Annotated in this window: 11 protein-coding genes; 7 read left to right on the top strand and 4 right to left on the bottom strand. The window is 58.2% G+C overall.

The window, feature by feature from the left end; all coding sequences use genetic code 11:
- Positions 1-117: 117 nt before the first annotated feature.
- Positions 118-903 carry a formyltransferase family protein gene (locus I6F17_RS09445; protein WP_225131421.1) on the top strand — a complete coding sequence of 262 codons (786 nt, stop codon included), beginning with the start codon at positions 118-120 and terminating at the stop codon, positions 901-903.
- A gap of 382 nt (positions 904-1285) precedes the next feature.
- Positions 1286-1678: a GntR family transcriptional regulator gene (locus tag I6F17_RS09440; protein ID WP_225131422.1), complete on the top strand. Its 393-nt coding sequence runs from the start codon at positions 1286-1288 to the stop codon at positions 1676-1678.
- A gap of 135 nt (positions 1679-1813) precedes the next feature.
- Here the strand turns inward: I6F17_RS09440 and I6F17_RS09435 are convergent.
- The 3 genes from I6F17_RS09435 to aepX all read right to left on the bottom strand — a co-directional run bounded on the left by I6F17_RS09435 (position 1814) and on the right by aepX (position 5526).
- A protein-coding gene (locus I6F17_RS09435; RefSeq protein ID WP_225131423.1) for an IS3 family transposase occupies positions 1814-2967 on the bottom strand; the annotation gives its coding sequence in 2 pieces (ribosomal slippage) (positions 1814-2718 and positions 2718-2967; 1155 coding nt in all).
- Between the two features lie 609 nt (positions 2968-3576).
- Entirely contained in the window at positions 3577-4350 is a 774-nt protein-coding gene (locus I6F17_RS09430) for a phosphocholine cytidylyltransferase family protein (RefSeq protein WP_225131424.1), read from the bottom strand.
- A gap of 321 nt (positions 4351-4671) precedes the next feature.
- Complete coding sequence (gene aepX / locus I6F17_RS09425) at positions 4672-5526, bottom strand: phosphoenolpyruvate mutase (protein WP_225131442.1); 855 nt, start codon at positions 5524-5526, stop codon at positions 4672-4674.
- A gap of 140 nt (positions 5527-5666) precedes the next feature.
- On the opposite strand from aepX, the gene I6F17_RS09420 reads away from it, so the two are divergent.
- The 3 genes from I6F17_RS09420 (at position 5667) to I6F17_RS09410 (ending at position 11387) form a co-directional block, all read left to right on the top strand.
- A complete protein-coding gene (locus I6F17_RS09420; RefSeq protein ID WP_225131425.1) occupies positions 5667-6305 on the top strand; it encodes a LuxR C-terminal-related transcriptional regulator in 639 nt (212 codons plus the stop codon).
- A gap of 1678 nt (positions 6306-7983) precedes the next feature.
- Positions 7984-8340 carry a hypothetical protein gene (locus I6F17_RS09415; RefSeq protein WP_225131426.1) on the top strand — a complete coding sequence of 119 codons (357 nt, stop codon included), beginning with the start codon at positions 7984-7986 and terminating at the stop codon, positions 8338-8340.
- A gap of 1217 nt (positions 8341-9557) precedes the next feature.
- On the top strand, positions 9558-11387 hold the full coding sequence (locus I6F17_RS09410; protein ID WP_225131427.1) for a prolyl oligopeptidase family serine peptidase: 1830 nt from the start codon (positions 9558-9560) through the stop codon (positions 11385-11387).
- Between the two features lie 171 nt (positions 11388-11558).
- On the opposite strand, the gene I6F17_RS09405 is transcribed toward I6F17_RS09410, so the two are convergent.
- Positions 11559-11729 carry a hypothetical protein gene (locus I6F17_RS09405; RefSeq protein ID WP_225131429.1) on the bottom strand — a complete coding sequence of 57 codons (171 nt, stop codon included), beginning with the start codon at positions 11727-11729 and terminating at the stop codon, positions 11559-11561.
- Between the two features lie 801 nt (positions 11730-12530).
- Here I6F17_RS09405 and I6F17_RS09400 point away from each other — a divergent pair.
- The gene (locus I6F17_RS09400; protein WP_225131444.1) at positions 12531-12797 is read left to right on the top strand and encodes a helix-turn-helix domain-containing protein; all 267 of its coding nucleotides are present in this window, start codon (positions 12531-12533) and stop codon (positions 12795-12797) included.
- A complete protein-coding gene (locus I6F17_RS09395) occupies positions 12772-14061 on the top strand; it encodes a type II toxin-antitoxin system HipA family toxin (protein ID WP_225131430.1) in 1290 nt (429 codons plus the stop codon). Before I6F17_RS09400 ends, I6F17_RS09395 begins: the two co-directional genes overlap by 26 nt.
- Positions 14062-14079 lie beyond the last annotated feature (18 nt).

The following is a 14079-nucleotide window of genomic DNA, read 5'->3' as shown; positions in this document are numbered from 1 at the left end:
GGCACTCTTGTGCATGTCATCACCATCTGCGTAGCGGTCACCGGGTCCGCCGGACTGCTGATTACGAGTAGAACGGGCACATAATCGGTGTGGCCTAGAACGCGATAAGGCTGAGAAATGTCGAGCGTAATTGACGGCGTGGTATTTGCCGGAACCAGGGGACTCGCGACCCGCTGTCTTCTGTTTGTCATCGAGACCTGCGGCAAAGACCACATCGCGGGCATTCTCGGCGCTTCCCGGTACGAGAAAACATGGTGGCGGCATGAAACCAGTGAGGAGCTTTGGCAAGTCGCAGATCGCTTCGGGATACCGTTCTTCGAGTCGATAGACGATGTTCCTCCTCTCGGAAAATTTCTCGTCAGTATCATGTGGAACAAAATCTTCTCCGCCCGAATCCTCGCAGGCTTTGGTCGAGGAGGCATTAATCTTCATCCAGGCCCGCTCCCTGAATATCGCGGCAGTTTTGCGCGGACGCATGCCATACTCAATGGCGAGAAGAGCTTCGGGGTGACTGTCCACTATCTTTCAGAGCGAGTGGACAGGGGCGATATTATCGGTGAGTTGCAATTCCCAGTGCTGCCTTCAGAGACAGCTCTTTCTTTAGATACCAGAGCCCAACTTTATGGCTACGCGCTGTTCTGTCAGATGTGGCTGCGCTTGTTGGACGGATCGGCTACCCGTCGCTCCCAAGACGTGTTGATCGCTCAAGATAAGCGCAAGCCTTGCTTCTATCCCATGCGCACGATGACCGCACTCTTGGATTCGTCGGACGTTCCACGCAGCGCCGAAGAACTCGATCGGCTCTATCGCGCGCTATATCTTCCACCACGGATTGAGCCTCCGAAGTGGCTCGTGGAACGAGTCCTGACCGATGAGGTTCGGACGCTCATTCGTGGTGTTTAGCCTCTAAGGGTAATGTTTGAGCTTGGCGCGCAGCGCGGCAGGTAATCCGGAAATCCTGAGATCGCGCTTTTCGAGGAGGTCAACGAAGGCCAGTTTGTTGCCAGCACACTGCGGCTCCGCGACCTGACCCTGATCTTAGCTCTGGAGGGCGTCTGGAGCATCCAGCCTATCGAGAGGTGCCGGCGAGCCGGCGACCCGACCGCCTGGGCGCCGGCTTAGCACGCATGAGGGGGCTTGCTGTGTGTGGAATTTGCGGATTCATTGGACGGATTACCGATAAATCAGTGACCGAACGGAACCTCGCCGTCAGCAAGATCGTCTCCAGCACGTTGAAAACGCTCGGCGTGTCAGGCCGAAGCCTGAAGCACGGACCATTTGATCTATGTATCAAGGAAAGCGCTGGGAATTTGTTCGGTCGAACATCGAAGAAGCTATCGCGTCGAGCCGATTTCGGCCAGGCGAAAAACGTCCGAACGACGTCGAGCGTGCTCTCGAATATGGTGTCAACCGGCACACCGTAAGATACGCCATTCGGGCACTTGAGCAGGAAGGACTGCTTCGTGTCAAGCAGGGGAGAGGCACCTTCGTTGTCGAACATTCAACAGCCTATCTTCTCTCCTCTCAAACCCGGCTAACCGACAATCTCATCTCGCGAGGCCGCTTGGCTCGTCGTAAGATCCTGACTACTGCAACGATACCGGCAGACGAGCGGCTCGCCGGCTACCTTGACTTGCAGGCCCGTGACGATGTGCCTGCGCATCGACACGCTGAGTGATCAGGACGAGATTCCAATCGTCATTGCGCATAGCTACTTTCGGCGAAACGCACTCCCGGACTGCTGGACAAACTCTCTGGCGCCAACTCGATCTCAGCAGCTCTCTGAGCTGCTGCCGGTTTGATGGACACGGGGTTAAGCTAATCCCACCTTGCGCTCGAACTCAACCGGGCTGAGATAGCCGATGGTCGAGTGCCTGCGGATCGTGTTGTAAAATCGTTCGATGTAGTCGAACACATCGGCTCGTGCCTCGTCTCTGGTCCTGTAGGTTTTGCCTTCCGTCCGTTCGGTCTTGAGCGACGAGAAGAAGCTCTCCATCGCCGCGTTGTCCCAGACATTGCCGGAACGGCTCATGCTGCAGATAATGCCGTGGTCAGCTATCAAACGCTGGAACTGCTCGCTGGTGTACTGACTGCCCTGGTCGGAGTGGTGCAACAGTGCGTCGGGCTTGCCGCGTCGCCAGACGGCCATCAGCAGGGCATCGGTCACCAACTGAGCTGTCATGGCGGCGCTCATCGACCAACCCACCACCCGGCGTGAGAACAGGTCGATCACTGCTGCGACGTAGAGCCAGCCCTCGGCCGTCCAGAGATACGTAAAGTCGGCGATCCATTTCTGGTTCGGCCGCTCGGCAATGAACTGCCGGTCAAGGAGGTTCGCCGGCACGGCCTCGAGCTGTCGATCGCCGCTGTCCTTCGGCAAGCGCCGGCGTCGCGGCCGCGCCCGCAAGCCTTGCAGCCGCATCAGTCGTTCGATTTGGTGGAGGCCACAGTCCGCCGCATCGGCAAGCAGATCACGCCACACCCGGCGCGCACCATAGGTGCGGTCGCTCGCCATGAAGCTTGCCTTCACCTTGCCGCCGAGCTCTTCGTCGCTGCGGGATCTGGCACTGGGCGAGCGATTCAGCCAGGCATGGAAGCCCGACCGCGACACCCCCAGCGCATCGCATAGCCATGCCACCGGCCAGATCGCCCGGTGCTTCGCGATGAAGACGAACTTCATGTCGCTTCCTTCGCGAAGAAGGCTGCGGCCTTTTTTAGGATATCCCGCTCGGCCTTTAACTTGGCGACCTCACGGCGCAACCGCTCGATCTCCTGCTGCTCCGGCTTCATCTGCCCGTGGCCGGGAAAGGCCTGCACCGGATCGGCGCCGAACTCTTTCACCCATTTGCGCAGAACGTACTCATGGACATCCAGGTCGCGCCCGGCCTGCGCCACCGACACCCCACGCTCCCTAACCAGCTTGACCGCCTCGATCTTGAACTCGCGACTGAACTTCCGTCTCTTCATCGTCCACCTCCGGCTTCATGAAACACCTAATCTCGGTGTCCATCAAACCGGCAGCAGCTCACTCAGGCGCATCGGAATTGACGACTACTCGCAGCAATGGGTGACGATCAGTGCGCGTCTGCCCTCCGCCCAGGAGGCGCGCCTGCTTGAAATGTCCACTTCGGCGCCGGTCTTTGTCAAAGAGAGCCTTGATTGCTCTGGCCGTATTCCGATCAAATTTGGCGAGAACGTACTTTGCTCGCCAGAATCAGCTTCAGCGGAGCAGTCGCTTGCAGGAAGGTCTCGATCCGGAAGAGCGCAACTCAGCAAATCGAAGTCATCTATCTCCTCCAAGGTCTAGGTCTTGTCCCATTCCTGCGGTCAAAGCGGCTGGGCGCGAAATGACTGTTTCGCTAGCACCATTGCTTGGGATGTGTTTCACATTGTATGCCGGGACGAGTGCTCGCGTTCTGCTAAAACAATGGGCGGCCGCTTTGATTGCGGCCTCCGTCAAGCTTACGGTTCTGGGCCGTTCTTACCCGCCCGGCGTCAGAGGCAGCCATGAATGTCGAAGACGCGCAGCGACAAGCCTTCCGTGACCGTCTTGAACTTCATCCCTGGGCGATAGGATCAAACGTGGTCGGCTTCTGCGAAGATGCGCTCGGCGGTACGCAGATCTTCCGCGTCATCGATTTCGTACCACCTGAGGCCATCGCATCTCACCGCAGCAAGCAGTAGGCCTCGTGTTTCCACGAGATAGGAAAGAAGCTCCTCGGTGTAGGCCTGGGTAGCTCCGGCCCTGATCATATCGTCTAGGGCCGGAATGACCTCTGTCCGCAGAGTAGATGCGGACAGCCGTAAGAGATTCATCGTCTTGTAGAGAGGGGGGCCACCCGCGATAAGATCTCGCGCTGTTTGTTTCAACCGAAATTCTGAAATGAAGCCAAGATCGGACAACAGGACCGCCGATCCCTGCATCAGCTCATGGAAGGGAGCGACAGCAGCCGCGTTGGTCGCTTCAGTGATGATCAGCTGCCGCAATACATTTTCCTCGAAGAAGACGTCGCCCTCAAGAACGAAGTAATCTCCGGAAAGGAGTGCGTCACGCGCCAGCCAGAGCGAATAGGCGCTCCCAGTACGGTCGTAAACCGAGGATTCGACGTAGTTAATCGTAACACTGCCAAAGCGGCTGCCGCAGGCATCTTGGATCGCCTCTTTGCGATACCCCACAACGATCGTTACGTGTTCCACGCCAAGACACCCAAGGTTATGTAGCGCGTTGTGCAGGATGGGGGTGCCATGGATTTGGACTAGAGGTTTTGGGCTTAGCTCCGTGAGCGGCCGTAGACGAGAGCCCACTCCAGCGGCAAGAATGAGAGCGTGCTTGGGAATATTCACAGGCATTTCAATTCGCTTTCTTCATCCCGCCTATCGCTCTGCAAGCGTCGTGAACGCCTCTGTTAAGTGTCAGGTGCCGCAGACTTGTGAGACCACCCCAGAGATTGAAAGAGGCAGGCATGAATTCTGGTCGGCGTATATACTTGCATCAGCCGCTGTGTGTCCTTCCTTGAGCCATAGGCAAAGCTGTTTTGCCATGTGGAGAGCCTCTCCAGGAGTTTTACGTCGCTGCTAGTTCCATGACGCTGAGCGGGACCGACGAAAGGTGAGGGGACTCATCGGCAGATTTTGAACAAAGGAAGCTTCAGGTGACAAACCCTGCTGCCACTAGCGGGGCTGCAGATGCTTTTCGGCCACGGCGAGTTCGTCATACCTCAGGAGCTCGAATATCTCGCTGAGCGGTGCGATCTGAGGCTCAATGCTCGCAACGCTCTCTTGAGCTGCGATACTATCGCAGACGCGCCGCATCGCAGCTGCCGCAGCTCGCATGGAGTGATTGGCCCAGACGACCGTGGAGATGCGCGCATCCCGATAGGCTGAGACTGGCGTTCGATAGTATGTGGTCGGAACGATCACGACAGGTAGCCGGTTCCGCCACTCGGTGACGAACGAAAGCATCTCGTCCGCCGTACTCTTTCGTGAATGAATCAAGATAGCATCGGCTCCCGCGTCGGCATAAGCGTGAGCCCGCAAGATAGCTTCGTTCAATCCGTGCCCGGCAATGAGCGCCTCGATCCTGGCCACGAGAACGAGATTTTCGGCGACTGCATCCTTTACAGCCCGCAGACGACCGGAGAATTCATCGATATCGGCGAGCGGATGCCGCTCACCAATGAGCGAGTTCAGCTTCGGGAAGCAGCTGTCCTCAAGCGAGACGCCTGCCGCTCCAGCCTGACGAAGTTTGCGTGCGAGCAGGCGAGCATTGTTGAAATTGCCGAAGCCGCCATCCCCGTCAACGAGCACAGCTAGCTCTGTCGAGTCCACTATGCGCTCGACGCTCTGGACGAGCTGGCTCCATGAAGCTTCATTGGCATCACGATAGCCCAGGGAGCTGGCAATCGACAGACCAGACGCCCAGAGCCCCTTGAACCCTGACCGCTGTGCGATTGTGGCGGACAGGCCATCATGCGCTTCCATCAGAAACGAGAGCTCATCATTCGAGCAGACCTGGGCACGAAGCATTTCGGCAGGCGACGGCCGCGCGCATTGATGACCTGCGGTGGGCCGAACGGCTTGTGGTTGATACTGCATGCCTAAATCCTGGAAAACGAGCGATTGGCACCAATGTCACTGCTCATATCGTTTCGGCGTGATGCCGCTCAATGACCAGCATTGGTAGTTTATTTGGGACCGCAAAGGCTTGCATGCTCGCCATAGGAGGCGCGCCGAACGCAAAGCTTTCGCTATGGATTGATTGGCGTCGTGCCCAAAGGCTGGAAGAAGGGTTTTGGATGCAAATGAATGACCTTTCGTTCGCGAGCCTGGAGCTGCGGCCCCCAGAGAGAATTGCCCCCCACTCCTCGGGGGGAGCGCTTAGTGAAAGGGTGATATCCGGCTCACATAGAGTTGACGCAAATATCGAACAGCCACGATTGTCGCAAAGCTGCTGTGAGGTTGACGACATACGTTGCAGCCTGTCGGCAGGGCTGCGGCGGGATGGCAGGTTCGCGCGAATGGCGTGGCAATCGCCGAAGAATTTGTCCTGCCTCGCCGACAGTTTGCTGGCGCCACTGAGTGGTATGGCATTTGCTGATGCTTTCCTGTTCTCTGGACTACAGGAGAAATTCATGGCGGATAGGCAAGAAGTTGTGCTGTCGGAACGGGAAAGACAGTGTTTGCGATGGATCGAGGAAGGGAAGTCATCCTGGGCTATCGGAGTGATCCTGAACGTGAGCGAGAATACCGTCAACTTTCATGTCAAGAATGCGCGGCGAAAGCTGGAAACGTCCAGCCGGACTTAGTGCGTCGTCAAAGCGCGACGTCAGGGTATTATCTAAGGTAGCGGCATAGGTTCCGTTGCCCCTAATGCAGATTTGGCGAAGTGTAAGGGGCGACTTTGAGTTGCTCCGGCGGAATGCGAAGCGAATTGCGCGCCCGCAGCTGTTTAGGAAGGGTGTGCTTCTATTTCGTCGCCGATCGTCACGGGGCGCCGTGGACCACCAGGCGAGGTGAGATCGCGGCGCAAAACGCTCTTGAAAGCTCGAGGGTCTGTCGGATCCCTGTGTTAACGTTCTGATCGATCCGTCCCCGTGCTGCGGACGCGGCGGTCGTATGCGTGTGCCAAATTGGGAGGCGATCGTAGCGGTTTAGGTACTAAAGTCGTTGTCATCGGAAAGGCGGTGTAGACGGCCTAGGCCGGACACGAAGACGGTAATGATAGTCCGTGAACCCATTCGAAAGCGTGCTGCTGTTAGACTTTGCCCCATACTCTAGCGCTCTGCGCGCTACCAAGTGCGGGCAATCCTCACGAAGCGTAGCTAGCTCAATGAGCTACCTCTTCGCTGACCTCCAATGCGAATGTTGGGTTCTTCCGATGATGTAGCGGATTCGAGATAAGCTAAACATGTTTGCGGCGGAAGCCGCGATCCGGATGTTTCTGGAAAGGCAGGCGACTCCGAAGTCAAGCTGGCTGAGTTGGACCACGACCAGAGGGCGCCATCAATGATGTGCAAAATTGCAGTATCGACGGGCCTTGAGGAGGAGGCGAGGCGTGGAACGCGACTACAAATCGTTGCGCAATGTAGAGCTCATATGCATTCTCCGCGAGGTGGGTACGACAGGTGCGGAGCCATTAACGACGCACGCTCCTGCCAAACCGGTCAAACATTCGAGTTTGTAATTTCGTTCCTATCGCATAGTGGGGGGCCGCCCGCATTGTTTGTGCCGCAGGCAGAGTATCAAGCCGACCACATCGGAGTATCCTCATGACGGTATGAACACGGGCATGTAATCGAAGCGCATCGTATAACCGTGCAGGCCACACCTGATAGGGCCAAGGTTGCGGGCCGGGACAGCTTGAAGGAAGATTCTCTTAAGGTTTCTACTTGGTATTCGGATGCGCGATGATGCGCGAGGGGCGGACCACGTCAGGAGCTCTATGATGCCCGTCTATATCGTGGGGTCGAGCGAGCAAGATCTTCTGCATCCAAAGGATTGACTACTCCATAGACTCGTCATTCCGCGCTCGCGCCATTTGTGCCGATCAGAACGGTCACCTCGCCACGGCGCCTGGGTCTTTCCAGCGTCGAGGCCCATTGCGCGTCGCCGGCTACTACGGCAACGCTCCGCTTGCACTCATCAACTCGATGAAGCCAAACGTCGTCTTGCCTCAATCCGGCATCTCGTCGCCTCATCCGCCACGTCCGCCTTGAAGTCCTGGTTGAATGCAGCAATCCGACCATTTTGCTCGGCTGGTCAGCTTCCGGAAAGCTGGACCTGCAACCGTGGCGTAGTGGAGATATATCTGGGTTGATCTGCGACTGCATCGAACGCAAACATCGTCAAAGGAAGTTACGAGATGGTTCGAATCCATGACGGCTCGACACCGAAACGTTGGACTCGACCAATACATCAGGCGCGACCCAGTAAGATAAAACCTTAGGCCAAGCGGACTTTGACCTGCACCTGCACGACATGCCGTTGGAGCAGGAGCAACAAGGAGGTGCAGGTCCTTCCGATGCCGTTGGGTCGGGCGAGGTGAAGGACCGTCTCGATGCGGTCAACCAGGAGCCCGAGTCCATCATCTCGGTCTCGGCTGGACCCAACGAGGCTCAAATCCCCTTGTATCAAGATTATGCCTCGGCGCTGACCGCCTATAACGAGATCGATCCCGCTGATGCCGCTTTGAAGGAGGCTGCCTATGGAGCCGTGAAGTCGGCCTTTGGCGCTTTAGCGGCCCCACTGAAGCATACACAGGACAGACTCTGGGATCTGCCGGCGGCGACAGCTTCACGCCATGGTCATCGCGGACAAGAGGTCGGTGCCCGAGAGGACTGACCGAACGAAAAGCATAGCACAGTGGATGACAGGCTTCTGTAGCAGGACAGAGGAGCAGTCCAGGTCTTTGGCGCTGACGCGGTTCTTGCGGACGGCGCAGGCCTAGGAAATCAAGGCATCATGCGAGCGGATGATCAGGCAGCAGCGGGCATTCTCGATCGAAAATCTCGCCCTTGATCTCGTTTGTGTCATAGGGCTTCGATGAGGGCCACGGCTCGTGCGTCGGTCCCCGCCCGGTGGATCAGGATCGTTTAAGCTGGACCGTAGCTCCCTCAATTGCTGCTGATGCCCAGCTTCATTCGCCATTTTGTTGCGCAGAAGAACCTGATCTGGTGCTTGTATGTTGTTTGTTGGCTCAATCCCAAGACGTGTTGCAGCGTAGGCGTTTCTTGGGCATTTTTACTCTCCTCTTCTCGAGCGCAATTCTCCCGGCAATCAGTTAACGAATCGAGTTATCGGCGTGACTTCGTGTGTTGCGCAAGAAAAAAGCTCATCCAACTCGGCAATGCTTGCAGCCACGGGTCGGAGATCGCCGTGCATACCACCCTTAGCGTGATGTCGATCTGGCTGCTGATCAATGCGCTGATCTTGTCCTGATGATGCCCGTCGACAAGTCTGCCCGGTGACGCCAGCCAGGAGAACCTCGCATGCGGAGGTAAGCAGCATCGCTGCGTCCCAGTCTTGCCACTGAAGATCGAAAAATGCTGGCGCTGTCTCACAGGCTGTCCGCCGACACGCTGTGATGTCCGTTTGGCAACCAATGGCGGCAACGGAACATGGTCGTGCAGCCCCCGAACGCTGAAACTTGCGACTCCTTAGCCGGCACGCAGCTTGCAGTAAGCGGCGCATGACATAGCGCAAGCCGCGCTATGTCATGCGCTTGCACGGTTTCCGCCGGGTCTGCTTGACGCGCCAGGGCCGGCCAGCGTGGCCCGCCGATCTTATCGGGAAAAAGTCCATGAACACGCCATCACTCTTGTCCGCGGTGTTGCCTTCGATTGCTAGCGCTACGTCCACGGCGTTTTCGCATGAGCGAACGGATGCGGCGGTGACTGACGACCCATTCCTTTGGCTCGAGGAGATGGAAGGACCAGGCGCGTTGGCTTGGGCTCGCGGCGAGAACGAGAAGACGCTCGGGGGGCTTCAGTCAGATCCTCGCTATCGGCGCTTCTACGAACAGGCGCTCTTCATCCTGCAGGCTAAAGATCGGATCGCAGATGTTCCATCCGCAGGGCGGTTTGGAGCAGTTCTGGCGAGACGAGAATCAGGTGCGCGGCGTCTGGCGGCGCACCACGCGTGAGAGCGATCGTAGCCAACACCCAAAGTGGGAAACCATCCTCGACGTGGACGCTTTGGCCGCCGCCGAAAACAGAAATTGGGTCTTTCAAGGTCACAGCTGCCTTCCGACTGAAGGGCGCCGTTGCCTGATTAGTCTTTCCGATGGCGGAAAGGATGCCGTGTCCATACGAGAGTTCGATCGCGCGGCCAAGACCTTCGTCGCGGACGGCTTTCGTCTCCCCGAGGGCAAGCAGGACGTCAGCTGGGTCGATGGTGACACTCTCCTTGTTGCACGGGACTGGGGCGAGGGGACTTTGACGCAAGCCGGCTACGCTTTTGTGGTGAAGGAGCTCAAACGTGCTCAGCCGCTCAGTGAGGCTCGCGAGATCTTTCGGGGCGAGCCCACCGACGTTGGGGCGTCCCCCTTCGTGCTTCGTGACAGCGATGGTCATATTCATGCGACCGGCGCCGCCCGCGCAATCAGCTCTTTCGAGTCCGAGTATGTGGTCTTCCGCCCCGATGGGCCCGTCAAGCTCAATCTGCCGAAGAAGGCCGAGATCGCCACGCTCGCTTGCGGCCGCCTGCTTGTGAAACTTGATGAGGACTGGACACCGTCCGAGGGCATCCGCTTCACGGCCGGCTCGATGATCTCGTATGACCTCGATGAATGGAAACAGGATCCTTTGCGCGCCAGACCATCGCTCGTCTTTCAGCCTGGGCCCCGGCAGGCACTGAGCGAGTTCACTCACACAAGAAACTTTTTGATTCTGACGATCCTTGAGAACGTTCAGAGTAAAGCCTTCCTCTACAAGTACGACCAGGGAGCTTGGTCGGCGACACCGATCCCGCTGCCGGAAGATACAAATGTCAGCCTGTCAGCCACCTACGATGAAGCCGACCGGGTCATATTCACCGTCTCGAGCTATCTCAGACCAACCTCAGTTTGGTCTTTTGATGCCGAACGCAAAAGCTTAGAGGAATTGAAGAAGGCACCCTCTGCCTTCGATGCGTCGAACCATGTCGTGGAGCAGCTCGAAGCCATTTCGCGTGATGGCACGTCAGTTCCCTATTTTCTGGTGCGGCCCAAAAACGCAAGGTTTGACGGCACGATCCCGACACTTCTCCATGGCTATGGCGGCTTCCAGGAGTCGCAACTGCCCTCTGATCTGGGATCGATGGGGCGGATATGGCTCGAACAGGGCAATGCCTATGTCGTTGCGAACCTGCGCGGGGGCGGTGAGTTTGGTCCACAATGGCACCAAGCGGCCCAGGCGGCAACGAAGCAGACGACATGGGATGATTTCATTGCCGTTGCCGAGGACCTGATCCGTCGGAAGATCACGAGTCCACGCCGGCTGGGCGCGATTGGCGGCAGCCAGGGCGGCCTGCTCGTTGGCGCCGCGATCACCCAGCGTCCCGAGCTCTTCAACGCGGCGATCATCGAGGTGCCGCTATTCGATATGCTTCGATACACCAAGCTGGGCGCGGGCGCCTCCTGGATCGGCGAGTACGGTGACCCCGCCATTGCCGAGCAGCGTGCGTGGATCGAAGGCTACTCGCCATACCAGAAGCTGGTGGCGGGCAAGACCTATCCCGCTCCCTTAATTCTTACCTCCACCAAGGACGACCGCACGCATCCAGCGCACGGCCGCAAAGCTGCCGCGAAGCTCGCCGCGCTGGGCCAGCCTTACTTCTATTACGAGAACATCGACGGCGGACATAGCGCTGGCGGCCAATCTCGTGGAAGATGCGCGTCAACTCGCCCTTGAATACACCTATGCATCGAGGCGGCTTTGTTCTGAGTAAGATCGGCGGACGGGCTGATCGAAGCCGATAGACTAGAGACAATTGGTTATCTCAACTCCTCACGTTGCTCAGCTGAATTCATGGAACGCAAAGGCGAGAGAGCTGATGAGGGTGGGCGGACTCGATGAAGCTCGTCAGATGCACAAATTACCGGTCTGAACAGCCTCCACCGCTGTCGAGCGGATTTCCTGGCGTCCCAAGCACAACATGACGAGCTGGAAGTAAGTTGCTAGATGGGCTTCCTTGAGGATTGTCAATCCGCGCCATGCCTGCATTGAGCTACGTGACATGCCCTGATCAACCATCTATTTCTCGTACGGCGAAGTCGCTACGCAAGCGGTCACGGATGCGACCAATTGCTTATTCCTCCGCGCAGTCGCCGTCAGAGGCCACGGCGACGCAGGAACGGCAGATCCAATCGACGCACAGCGTGACGCAGCAGTCGCCTTGGCTGTCACCCCGGCTGCGAAGCGCGCGCGGCACTTAACTCAGGTAAAGTGCTATCGTTCTCACGCAGCATAGATCCAAATCGACAGCGATTGTTGATGGGTCTGGAATGATTGTCTTTCCGCGGTGAGAAAGAGTTCGCGCAGGGTTGCACAATATTGTCTGCCAACTGCACGAGCGGGCGGTATGACCCCGACACATTTATCGCGATCGTCAAAACGTCTATTAGGACGCTACCTCATTCGCCGAACGTGAGGAGGTCGCCACATCGAGTGGACGCCAAGGACCATGTTTCGATCGAGGGGATGAGCGGGGATTCCCTCGGGTCGTCATCGATTTCCAAAGAACCGAGTTGGTATTGGCAGCAGCAGAATTCCCGATCGGTAACTTTCTGGGTCGCGCCACCCGGCCTGGGTTAAAGTTCCCGTTCGGTAACTTTTTGTTCTTCAGATTGGAACCGCGCTAAAAATTCCCGCTCGGTAACTTTTCGCTGGACATCCGCGGTTTCCGCTCCTAAAGTTCCCGATCGGTAACTTTACGACGAGAGAGCTATGAACACGCCTCCAAAGGGCACTCCCCCCTCAGGCGGAAACGAAGCTCCTGGCGAGACCGGTGTCGCGCGCCAAGCCGCCGAATTCGCTGCAGCATTCGGTCGCCTCATCCAGGAAGAACGCAAACGCCAGGGCCTCCGGCAGGATGAGCTGGCCATGGTGAGCGGGACAGGAAAGCGCTTCATCGTTGACCTCGAGGCCGGAAAAAGCACCTGTCAGCTCGGGCGCAGCCTGCACGTGGCAAACGTGCTCGGGCTGCGCATCCAGGATATTCTCAAGGATGCCCAAACCCGCCGCGCGAACACTTCCGAGACACCGGACATTCCCGACAGCGACGAGGAGGAGCCTCATGGACCGTCTTCCGGTCTACTTTGAGACGCGAGAGGTCGGCTGGATCACGACCGCCGACGAAGCGTCAGGCTTCACCTATGCCGAATCCTGGCGCGGGCTGACCGGCGCCTTCCCTGTGTCGCTCACCATGCCGCTCTCGCGGGCGTCGCACGATGCCTCGGCAATTCTGCCATGGGCGGCAAATCTGCTGCCGGAGAACGCAACTCTCGGGATCGTAGGTCAGATGCTCGGCAAGTCGCCGGCCGATGTCATCGGTCTTCTTGCCGAGATGGGCCGCGACACCGCCGGCGCGCTCTCCGTCGGACAGCCTGGCACCGGGCTGATCGCCGGAAAATGGCGAGAGATCCCCGACAAGGCCGCGCTCGAGCGCATCCTCAATGAGCTACCCCACAAGCCCTTCCTCGTCGGCGAAGATGGCGTGTCGATGTCGCTTGCCGGTGTGCAGACGAAGCTCGCCGTCGCTCTGGATGGCGACACCCTGTACATACCGATCGACGGTGCGCCATCGACCCACATCATCAAGCCCGATGGCGAGCGCTTACCTGGCGCCGTCCAGAACGAGGCATTCTGCCTGACGCTCGCGCGCATGATCGGAATCCCGACGCCGAAGGTGACGACCGGGACGGCAGGCGAACGTAGCTACCTGCTGGTTGAGCGCTATGACCGCCGTCATGACGGCAAGAGGTGGCGGCGGCTGCATCAGGAGGACTTCTGCCAAGCCCTGGGCCGACCGCCAGCTGCCAAGTACCAGAACAACGATAGAGGCCTAAAAGGACCATCATTAGCCGACATGGTCGGCGTGACCCAGCGCCACATGACAGCACAGGAGACCGCCCGCTTCGTCGACCTTGCCATCTTCAATCCAATGGTGTGGAACACGGATTCCCATGCCAAAAATTACTCGCTGATGCTATCGGCGCGCGGCGCCGCCATGGCGCCAGGCTACGACATCGTCTGTGCGGCGCCATATCCGAAGATCACACGCAACATGGCGCAGAAGATCGGCGGGCAGAAGCAGGCTGATCAGCTTGGACGCAACCACTGGGAGCGCTTCGCCATCAACTGCAAGCTCTCTCCAACACAGACGATCCGTCGCGTCTCCGAGATTGCTCAGGCCGTGACGCACCATGCAATGGTGGCCAAGGCCGAGGTCGAAGCCATGCCTGCCCGCGGCGATCCCGTCCTGGACACGGTCGTCGAGGCGGTGATTTCGCGCGCACGCGGCTACCTAGAGCGCCTGAAGCAAACGGAGCCAGCGCCGAAAGGCGCAGCAGCCCTATCGCCCTAGCATTACAGTTGCTATTTT

Source organism: Bradyrhizobium sp. NBAIM18 (genome assembly GCF_020193825.1).
GTDB classification, from domain to species: Bacteria; Pseudomonadota; Alphaproteobacteria; order Rhizobiales; family Xanthobacteraceae; genus Bradyrhizobium; species Bradyrhizobium yuanmingense.
The sequence above is the reverse complement of the archived record's forward strand: the minus strand, read 5'-3'. Positions and strand labels throughout refer to the sequence as shown.